The 17,788-nt window shown below is 64.3% G+C and carries 14 protein-coding genes; 6 read left to right on the forward strand and 8 right to left on the reverse strand.

The genetic code is table 11. The annotated features are described in order from the left end of the window. Positions 1–179 precede the first annotated feature (179 nt). The 3 genes from QM797_RS21715 (at position 180) to QM797_RS21725 (ending at position 4,522) form a co-directional block, all read left to right on the forward strand. The gene (locus tag QM797_RS21715) at positions 180–1,220 is read left to right on the forward strand and encodes an alpha/beta fold hydrolase (RefSeq protein ID WP_283277725.1); all 1,041 of its coding nucleotides are present in this window, start codon (positions 180–182) and stop codon (positions 1,218–1,220) included. 70 nt (positions 1,221–1,290) lie between these two features. Further along, complete coding sequence (locus QM797_RS21720) at positions 1,291–3,807, forward strand: DEAD/DEAH box helicase (protein ID WP_283277726.1); 2,517 nt, start codon at positions 1,291–1,293, stop codon at positions 3,805–3,807. Positions 3,808–3,850: 43 nt separating this feature from the next. Continuing rightward, on the forward strand, positions 3,851–4,522 hold the full coding sequence (locus QM797_RS21725) for a PhzF family phenazine biosynthesis protein (protein WP_283277727.1): 672 nt from the start codon (positions 3,851–3,853) through the stop codon (positions 4,520–4,522). Here QM797_RS21725 and QM797_RS21730 read toward each other — a convergent pair. Continuing rightward, the gene (locus tag QM797_RS21730) at positions 4,512–5,159 is read right to left on the reverse strand and encodes a hypothetical protein (protein WP_283277728.1); all 648 of its coding nucleotides are present in this window, start codon (positions 5,157–5,159) and stop codon (positions 4,512–4,514) included. The genes QM797_RS21725 and QM797_RS21730 overlap by 11 nt on opposite strands. A 60-nt stretch (positions 5,160–5,219) precedes the next feature. Between QM797_RS21730 and QM797_RS21735 the strand changes: the two genes are divergently transcribed. Then, complete coding sequence (locus QM797_RS21735; protein ID WP_283277729.1) at positions 5,220–5,450, forward strand: hypothetical protein; 231 nt, start codon at positions 5,220–5,222, stop codon at positions 5,448–5,450. On the opposite strand, the gene QM797_RS21740 is transcribed toward QM797_RS21735, so the two are convergent. Together QM797_RS21740 and QM797_RS21745 are read right to left on the reverse strand one after the other, a co-directional pair. Then, positions 5,434–6,705 (reverse strand): aminotransferase family protein, encoded by a 1,272-nt coding sequence (locus QM797_RS21740; protein WP_283277730.1) that lies wholly within the window; start codon positions 6,703–6,705, stop codon positions 5,434–5,436. The genes QM797_RS21735 and QM797_RS21740 overlap by 17 nt on opposite strands. Before the next feature lie 3 nt (positions 6,706–6,708). Continuing rightward, positions 6,709–7,383 carry a Pr6Pr family membrane protein gene (locus QM797_RS21745; protein WP_283277731.1) on the reverse strand — a complete coding sequence of 225 codons (675 nt, stop codon included), beginning with the start codon at positions 7,381–7,383 and terminating at the stop codon, positions 6,709–6,711. Between the two features lie 70 nt (positions 7,384–7,453). On the opposite strand from QM797_RS21745, the gene hrpA reads away from it, so the two are divergent. Next, on the forward strand, positions 7,454–11,350 hold the full coding sequence (gene hrpA / locus QM797_RS21750) for an ATP-dependent RNA helicase HrpA (protein WP_283277732.1): 3,897 nt from the start codon (positions 7,454–7,456) through the stop codon (positions 11,348–11,350). Positions 11,351–11,362: 12 nt separating this feature from the next. On the opposite strand, the gene nrdR is transcribed toward hrpA, so the two are convergent. Both nrdR and QM797_RS21760 read right to left on the reverse strand, forming a co-directional pair. Then, complete coding sequence (nrdR, locus tag QM797_RS21755) at positions 11,363–11,827, reverse strand: transcriptional regulator NrdR (RefSeq protein ID WP_283277733.1); 465 nt, start codon at positions 11,825–11,827, stop codon at positions 11,363–11,365. Between the two features lie 101 nt (positions 11,828–11,928). Continuing rightward, the gene (locus QM797_RS21760) at positions 11,929–12,345 is read right to left on the reverse strand and encodes a hypothetical protein (RefSeq protein ID WP_283277734.1); all 417 of its coding nucleotides are present in this window, start codon (positions 12,343–12,345) and stop codon (positions 11,929–11,931) included. A 358-nt stretch (positions 12,346–12,703) separates the two neighbouring features. Between QM797_RS21760 and lexA the strand changes: the two genes are divergently transcribed. Continuing rightward, the gene (gene lexA / locus QM797_RS21765; RefSeq protein ID WP_283277758.1) at positions 12,704–13,381 is read left to right on the forward strand and encodes a transcriptional repressor LexA; all 678 of its coding nucleotides are present in this window, start codon (positions 12,704–12,706) and stop codon (positions 13,379–13,381) included. A 76-nt stretch (positions 13,382–13,457) separates the two neighbouring features. Here lexA and QM797_RS21770 read toward each other — a convergent pair whose 3' ends face one another. From QM797_RS21770 to ptsP, 3 genes are all read right to left on the reverse strand, one after another. Beyond that, complete coding sequence (locus tag QM797_RS21770) at positions 13,458–14,600, reverse strand: acyl-CoA dehydrogenase family protein (protein ID WP_283277735.1); 1,143 nt, start codon at positions 14,598–14,600, stop codon at positions 13,458–13,460. 153 nt (positions 14,601–14,753) lie between these two features. Continuing rightward, positions 14,754–16,025 (reverse strand): uracil-xanthine permease family protein, encoded by a 1,272-nt coding sequence (locus QM797_RS21775; protein WP_283277736.1) that lies wholly within the window; start codon positions 16,023–16,025, stop codon positions 14,754–14,756. 20 nt (positions 16,026–16,045) lie between these two features. Further along, positions 16,046–17,776 (reverse strand): phosphoenolpyruvate--protein phosphotransferase, encoded by a 1,731-nt coding sequence (gene ptsP / locus QM797_RS21780; RefSeq protein ID WP_283277737.1) that lies wholly within the window; start codon positions 17,774–17,776, stop codon positions 16,046–16,048. Positions 17,777–17,788: the final 12 nt, after the last annotated feature.

A 17,788-nucleotide genomic window follows, 5' to 3' on the forward strand; every position in this document is an offset into this window, starting at 1 on the left:
GCGGGAGCGGATCGAAACATACCTGTAACCGCAAATACGCTCGATATTCTGCCCTGAACGTCATCTCGTGCGAGAGTCGTAGCGACACGTACTCCGGTACGTACCGTCAACACACTCGTACACGGCGACGCCGTACTGCGTCGCGCGTGCGGCGCACCAGGGAATGTCAGGAGTCGCACATGGCTACCACTCCGCGCAGTCGCAAGCTTCGCCCGGTGCCCGACGAAGAACCACGGCTGATCTTCCGGACCATTCACGGATATCGGCGAGCGTTTCGCATGGCCGGTGAGGGCCCGGTGGTGTTGTTGATCCATGGGATCGGCGACAACTCCGAGACGTGGAACGAGGTGATTCCGCACCTCGCGAAGAACTACACCGTGATTGCGCCGGATCTTCTCGGACACGGACGCTCGGACAAGCCCCGCGCGGATTACTCCGTCGCCGCGTACGCGAACGGCATGCGCGACCTGCTCTCGGTTCTCGGCATCGAGCACGTCACCGTCATCGGCCATTCACTCGGTGGTGGCGTTGCGATGCAGTTCGCCTACCAGTTTCCCAACATGGTCGACAGGCTGGCGCTGGTGTCCTCCGGTGGAGTCACCAAGGACGTGCACCCCATTCTTCGGCTCGCGTCGATGCCGTTCCTGAGCGAGGCGGTCAAACTACTCCGCCTACCGGGCGCGATACCCGCGGTCAAGCTGGCCGGCGGGATACTCAGCAAGCTGCACAGCTCACCACTGCGACCCGGTTCGCTGCTGCACGACACCCCGGATCTGATTCGGGTGTTGAGCGAGCTGCCGGCACCGACCACGTACGAGGCGTATCTGCGGACCCTGCGCGCTGTGGTGGACTGGCGAGGTCAGGTGGTCACGATGCTGGACCGCTGTTATCTCACCGAGAACCTGCCCGTCCTGCTCGTCTGGGGTGATCAAGATTCCGTCATTCCGGTCAGCCATGCACGCCTCGCCCACTCGGCCATGCCGGGCTCGACTCTCGAGGTGTTCGAGAACTCCGGACATTTCCCGTTCCGTGACGACCCCATGCGTTTCCTGCAGGTGGTGGAGGACTTCATCGACTCGACCCCGTCTCTGACCTTCGACGAGGTGCGGTGGCGGAATCTGCTCATCACCGGCGTCGGCGAGGACATGATCACCGGAAGCGCCAGCACCCGGATGGCCGTTCTCGGTGCCATGGGTTCCGACGAGCGCAGCGCGACCTGAGGCGTCGCCTCGGCCACGGACGCTCGGTGTCGATGCGGGACGGACGGCACATCCCACATAGCCTGTAGAGGTGCTCCTCACCGAACTGATTCCCGATGTCTCCGCCGAGAATTCCGACGGCGTCGACCCGGACGTCCTGTTCGACACCTTCACCAGCTGGACCGCCGATCGAGGTCTGACGCTCTATCCCGCGCAAGAGGAAGCCCTCATCGAGCTGGTCTCCGGCTCCAATGTCATCCTCGCGACGCCCACCGGGTCGGGTAAGTCGATGGTGGCCATCGGGGCCCATTACGCCGCGATGGCCGCAGGTATTCGCAGCTTCTACACCGCACCGATCAAGGCACTGGTCAGTGAGAAGTTCTTTGCCCTGTGCGAGATCTTCGGTGCCCAGAACGTCGGCATGATGACCGGCGACGCGTCCGTCAATTCCGGAGCCCCGATCATCTGCGCCACTGCCGAGATCGTGGCGAACCTCGCCTTGCGCCAGGGTGCCGGCTCGGACATCGGTCAGGTGATCATGGACGAGTTCCATTACTACTCCGAACCCGATCGAGGGTGGGCCTGGCAGGTTCCGCTCATCGAGCTGCCGCACGCTCAGTTCCTGTTGATGTCGGCGACGCTGGGCGACGTGTCGTTCTTCCGAGACGATCTGACCAGACGCACCGGACGAACCACGACGGTCGTCTCCGGCACCGAGCGTCCGGTTCCGTTGATGTTCTCGTACGTCACGACACCGGTCAGCGAGACCATCGAAGAACTGGTGCAGACACACCTCGCGCCGGTGTACGTCGTGCATTTCACTCAGGCTTCGGCTCTCGAACGCGCTCAGGCATTGACGAGCGTCAACGTCGCGTCGAAACAGGAGAAAGCCGAGATCGCGGAGGCCATCGGCAATTTTCGATTCACCACCGGTTTCGGCAAGACCCTGTCGAGGCTGGTCCGACACGGCATCGGCGTGCACCACGCCGGCATGCTGCCCAAGTATCGGCGCTTGGTCGAGAAGCTCGCGCAGGACGGCCTGCTCAAGGTGATCTGTGGGACCGACACATTGGGCGTGGGGATCAACGTTCCCATTCGGACGGTGCTGTTCACCGGACTCACCAAGTACGACGGCATCAGGACCCGCAAGCTTCGGGCCCGCGAGTTCCATCAGATCGCGGGCCGCGCGGGCCGGGCGGGATACGACACGCTCGGCACGGTCGTCGTCGAGGCCCCGGAGCACGACATAGAGAATGCGCGGCTGGTGGCCAGGGCCGGCGACGATCCCAAGAAGCTCAAGCGTGTGCAGCGCAAGAAGGCACCCGACGGTTTCGTCTCGTGGGGCGAGCCGACATTCGACCGGATCATCACGGCAAGCCCCGAGCCGCTCACCTCCCGGTTCTCGGTGAGCAACGCAATGTTGCTCAACGTCATTGCACGGCCGGGCAATTGCTTCTACGCCATGCGCCACCTGCTCGAAGACAACCACGAGACCCGGCCCGCTCAACGCAAACACATTCTGCGTGCACTCTCGCTGTATCGCGGGTTGGTCGACGCGGGCATCGTCGAGCAACTCGAGGAGCCGGACGCCGACGGTCGACACGCTCGACTGACCGTGGACCTACAACCGGATTTCGCACTCAACCAGCCGCTGTCCACCTTCGCGGTCGCATCATTCGAGCTTCTCGACGTCGAGTCACCGACCCACGCACTCGATGTGGTGTCGATCATCGAATCGACGCTCGACGATCCTCGCCAGATCCTGATGGCGCAGCAGCATGCTGCGCGCGGTGAGGCGGTCTCGCAGATGAAGGCCGACGGTATCGAGTACGACGAGAGAATGGAGTTGCTCGAGGAGGTCACCTGGCCGAAACCTCTTGCAGAACTGCTGGTTCCGGCGTTCGAAATCTACCGCGGCACCCACCCCTGGCTCTCCGAGATCGGGCTGTCGCCCAAATCCGTCGTACGCGACATGGTCGAGCGAGCGATGACCTTCGCCGAGCTGATCAGTCACTATGGTTTGATGCGATCGGAGGGACTGGTGCTGCGCTATCTCGCCGACGCCTATCGCACACTGCGCCAGACGGTTCCGCCGGAATCTCGAACGGAAGAGGTTCAGGACATCACCGAATGGCTGGGCGAACTCGTCCGACAAGTGGATTCGAGCCTGCTCGACGAGTGGGAGAACCTAACCGACCCCGGCGCCGAGCCCGAAGCCCTCGTCGAGGCTTACGGATCCGACGCGCCGCGTCCGATCTCGGCCAATCCCAGGGCATTCCGGGTGCTGGCCCGTAACGCGATTTTCCGTCGGGTCGACCTGGCGGCGCGTCGCCAGTGGAATGTGCTCGACGAACTGGACGACGGTCCGGATTGGGAAGTCGAGCTGGATCCGTTCTTCGACGAGTACGGCGAGATCGGAACCGGTCCCTCGGCCCGTGGTCCGGCACTGTTCACCCTGAATGTCGGTTTAGAATCCACCACGGTGCGTCAGGTACTCGAGGATCCGGACGGCGACCACGGTTGGTCGCTCGACGGGATTGTCGACGTGCCGGAATCCGATGCCGCCGGCGAGATCGTGTTCGACGAGATCGTGATCACCGCCGGCTGACGTCTGCAGCTACCACGCGAGAGCCTTTTGGTACCGTCCCGGCATGACTGTCGAGGTGTCTGTCGTCCGAGTCTTCACCGATCCTCACGGCGGGTTCGGCAACCCGCTCGGGATCGTTTCCGCCGACGCCGTAGCGGAGAACGACCGACAGCGGTTCGCCGCTGAACTCGGCTTCAGTGAGACGGTGTTCGTCGAACTCACCGAACCGGGTACAGCCTCGGCCACCATCTACACCCCCGCGGTGGAGCTGCCCTTCGCCGGACACCCCACAGTGGGACTGTCCTGGTGGCTCCGCGAGCAAGGTCATCCGGTGAGCACCCTCGCCGTTCCCGCCGGGCCGTTGAGCATCCGCTACGACGACGACACCTGGGTTCGCGCCCGCGCCGACTGGGCTCCGAACTTCACCTTCCATCAGGTTCGCGATGCCGCCGAGGTGGCCGCGGCCGACCCGAGCGCCTACGACAGTGGGCACCACTATGTCTGGGCCTGGACCGACGAGAAGGACGGGGCGCTGCGATCGCGCATGTTCGCGCCCGTGATGGGTATCGCCGAGGACGAGGCGACCGGCGCCGCCGCCGTCCGGCTCACCGGAGAACTCGGGCGCGGTCTGCTCATCGTGCAGGGAGCAGGCTCGCGGTTGCGCACCACGATCGACGACGACGGATGGGTGGAACTGGGCGGACGCACCGTGATCGACGCGTCGATCACGGTGTGAGCGGCACGTCCACTCCGATTTCCTCGCCCAGCCGGAAGCCCGCAGCCAGTGGGAGTCGGTCGCCGCTCCAGAACTTTCCGGGGTCGAACCAATTGGCCTTCTTGTTGCCGGTGAGCAATCCCATCGAGTCGTAGGTCATGGCGACCACCTCTGCGCAGTAGGCGGTTTCGAGGGTAGCTGCGTCCTGCTCGCGTTGTCGCCGCAGCGTCGGCACCCGCCCCCGGAACCACCGACCGGCGAGCGCGGCTGTGGTGGGAAACGCTGTTCCGTCCATCCGAGCTATCGTGCGCAGCAGGGCGTCTTCCTGGTCCTTCGTGACAGGTTCGTCCAATTGCCGCAGCCAGCAACGCTGTTGGTACTTCGTGGCCCACTGGGTGACGGCCGCACGCAGATCGTGGAGCTGCACACCGCGCTGAAAGTTACCGGTCCACATGTCCTGCAACGACTTTCCCAGTTCTGCGTGCCACATCAGGGGCGGCAGGTCGTCGATCACAACGGCCATTCCGACGTGATTGACCGGGCTGTTGGTCAGCGCCTGAATTGCACGATCGGCCGTCGACTCTCCGCGGAAGATCCAGATGTCGCCCGTCCTGGTGGCATCGACGGCGGTATCGAGGCTGATTCGAGACGGGTTCATGCCTATCACCCTAGGTCATGGTGGATCGGCCTCGGCACGTCGTGACGGTACGGTTGCCGAATGAACGTGTGGAAAGCTCTCGGCCTCGCCGGGATGGCCGGTGTCGCGGCCACCGGGGCACTGGTGGTGCGCTCCGAGCGTAAGCGGCGCGCCTACGCGCCGACCGAAGTACGCGATCAGCTACACCAGCGGTTCGCGGCTCTCTCGGGTGAACCGGCACCGATAGCTGCTCCCCCGCTCTCGCGGGGGCAGCAGCTCCGTAGCAAGCTCCGGTTCAGCCGAGGGCGCTGAGGATTCGCGAGGCCAGCTCTTCGATCTCGGCGTCCGTCATGACGAATGCCGGCGATATCTGCATCGCACCCTGACCGGCGGCGCGGCCCGAAACCCCATGCGCACGCAGTGTTTTGACGAACGGTAGCGCCTCGGCCGGGTCGGCGAGCTGAACTGCGGCAACCGCGCCGATTCCGCTGCGGATTTCCGAGACCCGATCGTGTTCGGCCAGTGGCGCGAGGTGCGTGTGCAGTGCGGCTTCGATGCGCTTGGAGTGCGTCAACAGTTCTTCGCGCTCGATGATGTCGAGGTTGGCCATCGCTGCGGCGGCAGCGCCTGCATGGCCGCCGTAGGTGTAGCCGTGTCGCCACCAGACTCCGCCGGTGAAGAACGGTTCGGCGATCTTCGGGGCGATGAACACTGCACCCATGGGCACATATCCCGACGTCAGCCCCTTGGCGGTCGTCATCAGATCGGGTTCGAGCTCGAAGCGCGTCGAAGCGAACCAGCTACCGCCGATGCGGCCGAACCCAGTGACCACTTCGTCGGCCACGAACAGGACGTCGTTGTCGCGGCAGATCTGCCGGACCTCGCGCAGGTAGCCCTCCGGCGGTAAGTAGATTCCGCCTGCTCCGATCACCGGCTCGCAGAAGAACGCAGCCACATTCTCCGCGCCGACCTCCTCGATCAGCGCTAGCAGTGACTTCGCGTCGTCCCACGAGACCGTCCTGGCGTCGGCCATGAGTTCGCCGTAGTGCTCCTTGTTGACCGGGATGCCGGCCAACGAGGTACCTGCGACGTGCATGCCGTGGTATGCCTTCTGCCGACCGACGATCAGCTTCTTGGACGGTTGTCCCATTTCCACCCAGTAGCGGCGTGCGAGCTTCGCGGCGGTGTCGATGGAGTCCGATCCACCCGAGGTGAAGAAGATCTTGCTGCCCGGAACCGGCGCGATAGCAGCGAGGCGATCAGCGAGAGCCAGCGTGGTCTCGGGAACGAAGTCGCCGAAATTCGAGTAGTGGGCAATCGAGCTCAGCTGTTTTGCGACAGCGTCGGCGATCTCGCGACGTCCGTGGCCGACGTTGGTGAACCACAGGCCGGCGGTGGCGTCGAGATACTTCGTGCCCTCGTTGTCGAAGATGTACGCACCCTCGCCTCGCGAAACGACGAACGGGCCGCTGGCGGTGACGGCGCCCATGTCGGCGAAGCCGTGCCACAGCGCGGACGAGTGCGTGGTGGAGGTTCGCTCGGCTGCTGGATCCAGGTCGGAAGACATGCGCTACACAGTAGTGGAGTATTTCTCGATCGAGTTCGGTCCATACCTCCACCGTCCCGCGAGCCGCCCGACGGCATTCACCGCCAGGGCCATCAGTGCAAAGGCGACGGTGAGAACGACCAGCCCGACAGTCAGTGCGAGATATCCCTGACTGCGCGGGTCGAGGAATGGATAGGGATACCAGTCGACGACGGGTCCACGGACCAAGGTGTAGATCCCGTAGATCAGCGGGAACAGCAACCACGTCAGACCGCGCGATTCGGAGATCTGCCGCCGCGGTGGAGCGAGAATCCAATCGAGCAGAAGGACCACGGGCATGATGCGATGCACCACGTTGTTGGTCCACGGATCCGCCACGCCCACGTCGATGTTCGCGAGAAGAACCGCGTAGATGATGCCGGTGATCACCATGTAGAGCGTCACTGCTCCGCGAACGAGCTGCCAACCCGGAGACCGCGGATCGATCACGCCGCCCACGACGAGTACGAGCACCGTCAAGACGTTGCTGATCACGGTGAAGTAGCTGAAGTAATTGACCAACGAGAACGTCGGGGAGCCAAGCCCGTTCACGACGATGGACACGAGAGCCGCGGCGGTGAGGGCCGCGAACAGCACCCTCAGCGTCCTGATCGTTACCGGCGTTCGCGGCTCCGCGGTCACATCGTGCCAGATGCTCATGCGGCGATCCTGGCACAGTCGCGGCCGGCATTCACGAAGGTTGCGTCGATACGGATATCCTGGTGTGAGTATGTCTACCTCGAATCCGTCCGGTCAGCGAAATTCTCTCGCCACACGTCTGGCAGACGTCACCATCCGCGACGAGAACCGGTTGCGGCGGCGACTGGACAAGGCCCGCACCGACGACGCGTTCGCCGCCCTCGATCGCGATGTCGCTCGCGCCGAAGCCGTGGTCGCCCATCGCAGAGCTGCGGTCCCCACCCTCGATTTCCCCGAGTCGCTTCCGGTCAGCCTCCGCAAGGACGACATCTCCGCCGCAATCGCCGAGCACCAGGTCGTGATCGTCGCCGGTGAAACCGGCTCGGGCAAGACCACCCAGATTCCGAAGATCTGTCTCGCACTCGGTCGCGGAATTCGCGGGTCGATCGGTCACACTCAACCGCGCCGGCTCGCCGCTCGCACGGTGGCCGAGCGCATTGCCGAGGAGGTCGGCGAGCCCCTGGGCGAATCCATCGGCTACAAGGTGAGATTCACCGATCAGTCGTCGGATTCGACCCTCGTCAAGCTCATGACCGACGGCATTCTGCTCGCCGAGATTCAGCGAGACAGACTGCTTCGCCAGTACGACACCCTCATCATCGACGAGGCCCACGAACGCAGCCTCAACATCGACTTCATCCTGGGCTACCTCGCGCAACTACTCCCCCGGCGACCCGATCTGAAGATCATCATCACCTCGGCGACGATCGATCCGGAACGATTTGCCCAACACTTCGCCCGCGGCGGCGTACCCGCCCCGATCATCGAGGTTTCCGGCCGCACATTCCCGGTCGAAATGCGCTACCGGCCACTGACCGTCGACGCCGGCGACACGACGATCGACCTCGATCCTGTCGATGCCACCTGCCAGGCTATCGACGAACTCATGGCCGAGGGCGACGGCGACATTCTGGTGTTCCTGTCCGGTGAACGCGAGATCCGCGACACCGCGGATGCATTGAACGACCGCAACCTGCGCAACACCGAGATCGTACCGCTGTACGCGAGATTGTCTGCGGCGGAACAGCATCGGGTGTTCTCACCACACTCGGGCCGACGGGTGGTGCTCTCGACGAACGTTGCGGAGACGTCGTTGACAGTTCCCGGCATTCGGTACGTCGTCGATCCCGGCACGGCTCGTATCTCGCGATACTCGTTGCGCACCAAGGTACAACGACTGCCCATCGAACCGATCTCCCAGGCATCGGCGCGGCAGCGAGCCGGCCGCTGCGGCCGCGTCGCCGACGGCATCTGCATCCGGTTGTACTCGGAAGAAGACTTCGAGTCGCGGCCGCAGTTCACCGAGCCGGAGATCCTGCGCACCAACCTGGCGTCGGTCATTTTGCAGATGACTGCCCTCGGGCTCGGCAAGATCGATGCCTTCCCGTTCGTCGAGCCGCCGGACCCGCGCAGCATTCGGGACGGCATCGGCCTACTCGAAGAACTGGGGGCCCTGAAGCCGGCTACCAAGGACGGCACCGCGGAACTCACCCCCATCGGCCGGGAACTCTCGGCTCTGCCGGTCGATCCGCGAATGGCGCGAATGTTGGTCGAGGCCAACGGCAACGGGTCGCTGCGGGACGCACTGGTGGTGGTGGCGGCCCTGTCGATTCAGGACGTTCGGGAACGGCCCGCCGAGCATCAGCAGGCCGCGGACGAAAAACACGCCCGCTTCGCAGTCGAGAACTCCGACTTTCTGGCCTACGTGAAGCTGTGGACGTATCTACGCGAACAACGTAACGAGCTGTCGTCCAACCAGTTCCGGCGCATGTGCCGCACCGAATTTCTGCACTACCTGCGGATTCGCGAGTGGCAGGATCTTCACGGCCAACTGCGTCAGATCACCCGCGGGCTCGGCTGGACGGTGCCCGATGCCGACTCCACCGAGACTGCTCTGCACCAAGCACTGTTGTCGGGCCTGCTCTCCCACATCGGACTCAGGGAGGGTGACAAGCGCGAGTTTCTGGGCGCACGCGGAGCGCACTTCGCGATCTTCCCTGGGTCCGGGCTGTTCAAGAAGCCCCCGCGGTGGGTCATGGCCGCCGAACTGGTGGAGACCGGACGCCTGTGGGGCCGAATGGCCGCTCGCATCGAACCCGAATGGGCCGAGCGCCTCGCACCGCACCTGGTCAAGCGGACGTACTCGGAACCGCACTGGTCCATCAAGCGCGAATCCGCGATGGCCTACGAGCGGGTGACGCTGTACGGCATTCCGTTGGTCACGCAGCGACCGGTGAACTACCACCGCATCGACGCGGAGGCGTCACGTGAGTTGTTCATCAGACACGCACTGGTGGAGGGCGAATGGAAGACCCAGCATGCGTTCTTCCACAAGAACCGGGCTCTACTGGACGACGTCGGTGAACTCGAGCACCGTGCTCGGCGACGCGACATCGTCGTGGACGACGATGCACTGTTCGACTTCTACGATGCGCGTATTGCCCCGGAAGCGGTGTCGGCGCGACACTTCGACACGTGGTGGAAGAAGGCCCGTCGACACGACCCGTCCCTCCTGGATTTCACGACGGACACAGTCGTCAACTCCGACGCGGCCTCGGTGCTCACCGGTGCGTATCCCGACGCGTGGCGACAGGGTGAGATCCAGTTTCCGCTGACCTATCAGTTCGAGCCAGGTACGGCCGCCGATGGAGTCACCGCACGAATTCCGATAGCGCTGCTCGCTCAGGTACAGCCGGTGGGATTCGACTGGCTGGTTCCAGGGATGCGCGCGGAGTTGGTGACGGCGTTGATCAAGTCGCTCCCGAAAGCTCTGCGCCGCAACGTCGTTCCTGCCCCCGATTTCGCCGCGGCGGCGTTGGCGGTCATGAAGCCTCGCGCGGAAACTCTGGTGACGGCATTGGCACGCGAGCTGTCGCGGGCTGCACAGTGCCACATCACCGCGAAGGACTTCGACACCGCGGCGCTGCCCGACCACCTGAAGATGACTTTCGCGGCCGTCGACCCGACCGGAACGGTGTTGGGCAGCAACAAGGATCTGACCGTTCTGCGCACCAGTTTGTCCGGCGAAGTCGGTCGCCAGGTTGCGAGTGCGGTCGGCGACGCGGAGCGCGCGCCCACTCTGGCGTGGACCTCGGGCACTCTGGGCCGACTGGAGTCGACCGTCACCCGTGATGTGGGCGGACAGAAGGTCACCGGATACCCGGCGTTGGTGCCGGAAGGACCGGGCGTTGCGGTACGAGTCCTGAGCACCCCCGCCCAACAGCGAGCAGCGATGCGCTCCGGAACACGGACGTTACTGTTGTCGACGGCACCGAAAGGTACCAAAGCTCTGCTGGCCGGTCTCTCGACTGCCGAACGCCTTGCCCTCGGACAGAATCCGTACGGAAGTGTCGATGCGCTCCTCGAGGAATGCCGAGTCATTGCGGTCGAGGAAGCAATGGACGCGCACGGAGGACCGGTTCGAGATCCGGAGGCTTTCGAGAAACTTCGAGCATCGGTCAATGCCGAGGTTCCACAGCGCACTGCCGCGGTGCTGGCCCTCGTACGCCCCGTATTGACTGCAGCTCTTGCCGTATCAGGGCAATTGCAGGCGGCATCGGGTGAGCCTGCCGAGGATGTGCGCGAGCAGCTCGAAGGATTGGTCTTTCGGGGCTTCGTCACCGAATTCGGTTCTCGCAGACTGGCGGATCTGCCGCGATACCTCGCTGCGGCGACCAAGAGGTTGGCCACGCTTCCGAGCAGCGCAGGCCGTGATGCGGCTGCGATGGACGTACTCGACCGCGTCTACGCCTCGTACGGACGGCTGCTGGATTCGCTTCCGGAAAGCCGAAAGAACAGCGCGGGCGTGCAGGAGCTGTTCTGGATGATCGAAGAATTGCGGGTAGGGCTGTTCGCGCAAGGAGTTCGGACTGCGTACCCGGTCTCGGAGAAGCGCATCGAGAAGGCGATCTCCGATCAGGCGCGCTGACGCGCGGAGCCGTCAGTCGATGTCGGCAGACTCCCGGTGCTTGCGCAGCTCACGGATTTCCTTCTCGAAATCCTCGGCCGAGCTGAACGAGCGATACACGGACGCAAATCGCAGATACGCGACCTCATCCAGGTCGCGCAATGGACCGAGAATGGCCAACCCCACCTCGTTGCTGGGAATTTCGGCGGAACCGGCGGCGCGGATGGCGTCTTCCACCTGCTGAGCCAAGAGATTCAAGGCATCGTTGTCGACATCTCTGCCCTGGCAGGCCCTGCGCACTCCCTTGACGACCTTCTCACGGCTGAACGGTTCGGTGACTCCGCTGCGCTTCACGACGGCGAGCACTGCGGCCTCGACAGTCGTGAATCGTCGACCGCATTCCGGGCAGGAACGACGACGCCGTATTGCTTGCCCCTCGTCCATTTCACGCGAATCGACCACGCGTGAGTCGGGGTGCCTGCAGAACGGGCAATGCATGAAGGAGCCTCCGTCGTAGCCGATGCACCGACGTCGAACATGCGTGTCGGGGCAGTCAGTAGAGGATACTCAGTCATTGGTGTGTGCGATGGGGCCGGTGGTCATCTGCCGGGCGCGTACTCGACTACCGCTCCATCGTGAACCTCGACCACACCGGCCGGCTGCACCCCTGCGTCGGATGACGCGGCTCGTAGGTTCGCCATGCCGATCAAGCCACCGGCGACGACGACAACTGCAAGCACCCACATCACCACCGATCGCATCCGGACCGGCTGACCGGCGAAGTGCGCCGAGGTCTCGTCGAATTCGCGATCGGCGGCCTCGCGGTCGGTGACGTCGGTCCAAGACGGCTCCAGAACCGGCAGGCATGGAGTCGTCTGCGCACCGCGCGTCTCGATGGAACTTCGCAGCGCGGGACGAGCACGGCGACGACGCTCGACGACAGTGGACCGGGTACGGACACCTGCGGTGGTGGGGCGATCGGTGGTGATGGTCATCGGAACCTCGTCTTCGCTCATTGGATCGATTGTTCGATCAGGCGTTCGATGGACGCTTGTTCGAAGTTCTATCACGAGCCTCCGACAAAGTCTGCAGAAAACGCGACACGAGTCGAACAGATGTTTGATTCAACAGCTGATACACGCTAGATTCGTGTCAGAAACCACACGCCACACGAGTCGACACCATCAACTCCAGTCCGCGCAGACCGAACCACGCAGACCGGATCCAGGACATCAGCAGGAGGCCGACAGCATGAAGGACCAGACCTCGACGAGGTCGACCACGGGTTCCAAGACGACGGGTTCCAAGACGGCCACTTCCGCCACCACGAAGGTCGCGGCGGGGAAGCCTGCCGCGGAACCGACGCCCAAGGCCATGGAAGTCGGCACCGACATCAGCGCCGGCCTGACGGAGCGACAGCGAAAGGTACTCGAGGTCATCCGAGCTTCGGTGACCGAGCGCGGCTACCCGCCGAGCATTCGTGAGATCGGTGACGCCGTCGGCCTGACGTCGACGTCGTCGGTTGCCCATCAGTTGCGCACTCTGGAGAGGAAGGGATTCCTGCGGCGCGACGCCAATCGCCCGCGCGCGGTCGACGTTCGCGGCCTCGACGAGGTGCAGGCCGATCAAGCCGCCGCCGCGGTCGACGGTTCGTCCGAGGAACAGGACCGGTTGCCGACTCCGACGTTCGTACCCGTTCTGGGACGGATCGCGGCCGGTGGACCGATCCTGGCCGAAGAAGCCATCGAGGATGTGTTTCCGCTCCCCCGCGAGTTGGTCGGTCAGGGTTCCTTGTTTCTGTTGAAGGTCGTCGGCGAGTCGATGATCGACGCGGCCATCTGTGACGGCGACTGGGTTGTGGTTCGGCAGCAATCCGTAGCAGACAACGGAGACATCGTGGCCGCGATGATCGACGGCGAAGCGACCGTCAAGACGTTCAAGCGGTCCAAGGGTGAGGTGTGGCTGCTGCCGCACAACCCGCTGTTCGAGCCGATCCCGGGTAACAACGCTGCCATCCTCGGCAAGGTCGTCACCGTGATGCGCAAGCTGTAGCGCAACGTCTCTGCAGTGACACGCGAAGGGCCGCAGCACATGTGCTGCGGCCCTTCGCGTTCGTCGGATCAGCGAATCACAGGTTCAATCCGCGGCCGATGATCTCCTTCATGATCTCGGTGGTGCCGCCGTAGATGGTCTGCACACGAGAATCCATGTAGGCCTTGGCGATCGGGTATTCCTTCATGTAGCCGTAGCCGCCGTGCAGCTGCAGGCACCGGTCGATCAGCTTGACCTGATTTTCGGTGGTCCACCATTTCGCCATCGCGGCTTCTTGGACGGTCAACTTGTCTTCGTTGAGCAGCTCGATGAACTTGTCCACCATGATGCGCGTGGCGGTGGTTTCGGTGGCCAACTCCGCCAACACGAATCGGGTGTTCTGGAACTTGCCGATCGACTTTCCGAAGGCCTTGCGGTCTCGGCAGTATTGGATGGTCATGTCCAGCGCCGATTCCATGGCCGCAGCAGCGACAACAGCGATCGAGAGCCGTTCCTGAGGAAGATTCTGCATGAGATAGATGAAGCCCATGCCTTCCTCGCCCAGCAGGTTGGCCGCGGGCACGCGAACGTCGGTGAAGCTGAGTTCGGCTGTGTCCTGGGCCTTCATCCCGATCTTGTCGAGGTTGCGGCCACGCTCGAAACCGGGCATATCGCGCTCGACGACCAGCAGGCTGAAGCCCTGGGCACCCTTTTCGGGGTCGGTGCACGCCACGACGATGATCAAATCGGCGTTGATTCCGTTGGTGATGAACGTCTTCGAGCCGTTGAGCACCCAGTCGTCGCCGTCGCGAACGGCCTTGGTCTTGATGCCCTGCAGGTCGCTTCCGGTACCCGGCTCGGTCATGGCGATAGCGGTGATCAGCTCACCCGAACAGAATCCGGGGAGCCAACGCTGCTTCTGCTCGTCGTTGGCCAACTCGATGAAGTACGGCGCGACGACGTCGTTGTGCAGGGTGAAGCCGATGCCGCTGTAGCCGCCGCGAGTGGTTTCCTCGGTGACGATGGCGTTGTACCGAAAGTCCTTGACGCCGCCGCCGCCGAACTCCTCAGGTGCGGCAGTTCCGAGGAAGCCCTGCTTACCGGCCTCGACCCAGACGCCGCGGTCGACGATGTTCTGCTCTTCCCATTTCGCGTGATTGGGGGCAACGTGCTGTTCGAGAAACTTCCTGTACGACTCCCGGAACAGTTCGTGCTCTGGCTCGAAAAGTGTGCGTTCCACGCAGATCTCCTTGTTCGGTGCGCACCGTCGTCTACCGCGAGAAAGGGGTGTCACAGCGCGGTCGTCGGTGCGACTGACGTCACCGTTCAACAGTACGTTCGCGGTGAGTCGGGGGTCGATGACCAAAACGTGCGCGATCCGTGACCGCCCTCGCTAAGTCCGCCGGTTCGCGGTGCTTTTCGCGAGAGCCGAGACGATCGGATAGCCGACCAGGATGCCGAGCGAACCCCACGCGATACCGCCGAGTTCGATCGATCCGACCGACAGCGTGAGGTCGCCGATGCCCGCAACGAGCGCCGCGGCGACGACGATCAGGTTGACCGGATCGGCGAAGTCCACTTTGGCATCGGTCCAGATGCGGACGCCCAGTAGTCCGATGAGTCCGTACAGAACCAGGGTCGCTCCCCCGATGACCCCGTCGGGGACGGTGAAGATCAGCGCACCGAACTTGGGCGAAAACGCCAGCACTATCGCGGTGAAGGCCGCGACCCAGTACGCGGCCGTCGAATAAACGCGCGTAGCGGCCATGACCCCGATGTTCTCTGCATACGTGGTGGTGCCCGAGCCACCAGCGGCTCCGGCCAGAGTGGTCGCCAACCCGTCGGCAATCAGCGCGTCACCGGCCACGTCGTCGAGGTTCTTGCCGGTCATCGCCGCGACCGCTTTGACGTGTCCGACGTTCTCGGCGACCAGGACGATCACCACCGGCAACGCCACCAGGATCACCGACAGCTCGAACGACGGTCCACGAAACTCGGGCAGACCGATCCAGCTGGCCGCACTCAGGGCGTCGAGGCGTGGTTGCGCGATTCCGCCGGTGACGGCAGCGAAAACCCAGCCCACGACGACACCGAGCAGAATTCCGAGCCGGCCGAGCAGTCCCGGTCCTACGGCCGTGGCCAGCAGAATGGCAACCAGCGTCACTGCAGCGATCAAGGGCTGCGCCTCGAACGACGTCGTTGCGGCCGGGGCCAGATTGAGCCCGATCAACACGACCACCGCGCCGGTCACCACTGGCGGCATCGCTGCGTCGAGGACGCGCCGACCGGCGATCTTGACGACGACACCGATGGCCGCAAGCACGACACCGACACACAGGACGGCGCCGAGTTGCGCGGCCGGGCCGTTGGCCTGGGTGGCGCCGAGTGGAGCCAGGAATGCGAAGGACGACCCCAGGTAGCTGGGCACCCGCCCCCTGGTGATGATCAGGAACAGCACCGTTCCGATGCCCGAGAACAGCAGTGTCGTCGAGACCGGGAAACCGGTGATCGTCGGAACGAGCAGTGTTGCACCGAACATGGCGACGACGTGCTGCATCCCGATGCCGATGGTGCGCGGCCACGACAACCGTTCGTCCGGTGCTACCACCGCCCCGGCCTCGACGGTCTTTCCGTTTCCGTGCAGCGTCCAACCCAGATTTCTCATGATGGGAAAAGACTATTGCGTCAGCCGAGGATCGCGCTCACTGCCTCACGGGCGGCGGCAGTGCTATCGGTCTTCAAAGCAGCCGCGGCTGCGGCCTTGCACTGTTCGAGCGTGACCGTGGCCAACTTGGAACCCACATGCGCGACGGCGGCCGATGCAGCAGACAGGGAAGTGATGCCGAGTCCGACCAACACACAGGCCAGTAGCGGATCGGCAGCGGCCTCGCCGCAGACGCCGACCGGCTTGCCGGCCTTGGCTCCTGCGGCAGCGGTGTGTGCCACCAGGGCCAGTACCGCCGGCTGCCATGGATCGGTCAGACCGGCGAGCTGGGCAGACATCCGGTCGGCGGCCATCGTGTACTGGGCCAGGTCGTTGGTGCCGATGGACAGAAAATCCACGTGCTGGAGAATGTGTTCGGCGAGCAGTGCGGCAGCCGGCACCTCGATCATGACGCCGGGCGTGAGCCCACGCTCACGAACGTCGGCGGCGAAGTCCTTCGCTTCCTGCGCGGTCGCAATCATCGGAGCCATCACCCACGGGGACGAGTCGGTCGCCTTCGCGGCCGCAGCGATCCCGTCGAGCTGTCGATACAGAATGCCGCGATCGGCCTCGGCGATGCGAATGCCACGAATGCCCAGTGCCGGATTGGCCTCGTCGGGATGGGTGGCGAACCGCAGCGGCTTGTCCGAGCCGGCGTCGAGGGTGCGCACGACGACCTTCTTGCCTTCGAATGCGTCGAGCACCTGGGCGTAGATCTCGGCCTGCTCGTCGACGGTGGGTTCGGAATCGCGGTCCAGGAAGCACAGTTCGGTGCGGAACAGACCGACACCGTCCGCTGCGCTCGATCGCGCTGCCCGGGCACCCGCGCCGTCCTGCACGTTGGCGAGGATGTCGACCGCATGGCCGTCGGCAGTCCTGCCGGGGCCGACCCACTGGGACACTCTGTCGAGCTCGTCGCGGGCGGAAACCACCGCAGCGCGGGCCGAACCGGCGTCGGGTTCGAGGTCGATGCGGCCGCTGGTTCCGTCGACAGATGCGTTCGTACCCGCGGCGATGTCGTCGAGGCCCGCCACGGCGACGATGCACGGGATGCCGAGCTGACGGGCGATGATCGCGGTGTGGCTGGTCGGACCTCCGAGCGAGGTCGCCAGTCCGACGATCAAGGTGGGGTCCAGGCCTGCGGTGTCGGCCGGCGCAAGGTCGTCGGCAAACAGGATCGACGGTTCGGCCGGTACGGGAACACCGGGCTCCGGAACACCCAGGATCTCGGCGATGACGCGGTCGCGGATGTCGCGTAGGTCTGTCACTCGCTCGGCCATCAGGCCACCGAGCTGGGTGAACATGGCAGCGAATTTCTCGGTGGCCGCAGCGGTTGCGGTGACGGCAGAACTGCCCTTGGCGATCGACGAGCGAGCAGCACCGAGCCATCCACGGTCGGTTGCCATCGCGGCGTTGGCCGACAGAACCTCCGAAGCGGCTCCCGTCGCCAGCTGCGCGCGACCGCGCAATCGAGTGGCGACGGCGTTCGCCGCGGCATCGAACACAGCCTTCTCGGACTCCCGATCGGCCTCGGCCACCTCGCCGGTATCGACGGGAATGGACGGACGGGCACCGGGACGAATGACGGGACCGTATCCGACACCGGGTACGACGGGCGTGCCGCGCAGTGTCGTCTGCGCTGCTCCGGTCCCGGCAGCATCGACTGTCGTGTCTGCGTGTCCGGTCGAAGCGGTGCTAACCGATCCCGTCATGTGGTCCTCCTC

The sequence above is a fragment of the Rhodococcus sp. IEGM 1381 genome (genome assembly GCF_030056795.1).
In the GTDB taxonomy this organism is placed as follows: Bacteria; Actinomycetota; Actinomycetes; order Mycobacteriales; family Mycobacteriaceae; genus Rhodococcoides.

What these genes read in the sequence shown, in the direction of transcription:
- QM797_RS21715 (WP_283277725.1), top strand. Translation starts at nt 180, where the DNA reads ATGGCTACCACTCCGCGCAGTCGCAAGCTTCGCCCGGTGCCCGACGAA.
- QM797_RS21725 (WP_283277727.1), top strand. Translation starts at nt 3,851, where the DNA reads ATGACTGTCGAGGTGTCTGTCGTCCGAGTCTTCACCGATCCTCACGGC.
- QM797_RS21730 (WP_283277728.1), bottom strand. Translation starts at nt 5,159, where the DNA reads ATGAACCCGTCTCGAATCAGCCTCGATACCGCCGTCGATGCCACCAGG.
- QM797_RS21735 (WP_283277729.1), top strand. Translation starts at nt 5,220, where the DNA reads ATGAACGTGTGGAAAGCTCTCGGCCTCGCCGGGATGGCCGGTGTCGCG.
- QM797_RS21740 (WP_283277730.1), bottom strand. Translation starts at nt 6,705, where the DNA reads ATGTCTTCCGACCTGGATCCAGCAGCCGAGCGAACCTCCACCACGCAC.
- QM797_RS21745 (WP_283277731.1), bottom strand. Translation starts at nt 7,383, where the DNA reads ATGAGCATCTGGCACGATGTGACCGCGGAGCCGCGAACGCCGGTAACG.
- hrpA (WP_283277732.1), top strand. Translation starts at nt 7,454, where the DNA reads ATGTCTACCTCGAATCCGTCCGGTCAGCGAAATTCTCTCGCCACACGT.
- nrdR (WP_283277733.1), bottom strand. Translation starts at nt 11,827, where the DNA reads ATGCATTGCCCGTTCTGCAGGCACCCCGACTCACGCGTGGTCGATTCG.
- QM797_RS21760 (WP_283277734.1), bottom strand. Translation starts at nt 12,345, where the DNA reads ATGAGCGAAGACGAGGTTCCGATGACCATCACCACCGATCGCCCCACC.
- lexA (WP_283277758.1), top strand. Translation starts at nt 12,704, where the DNA reads ATGGAAGTCGGCACCGACATCAGCGCCGGCCTGACGGAGCGACAGCGA.
- QM797_RS21775 (WP_283277736.1), bottom strand. Translation starts at nt 16,025, where the DNA reads ATGAGAAATCTGGGTTGGACGCTGCACGGAAACGGAAAGACCGTCGAG.
- ptsP (WP_283277737.1), bottom strand. Translation starts at nt 17,776, where the DNA reads ATGACGGGATCGGTTAGCACCGCTTCGACCGGACACGCAGACACGACA.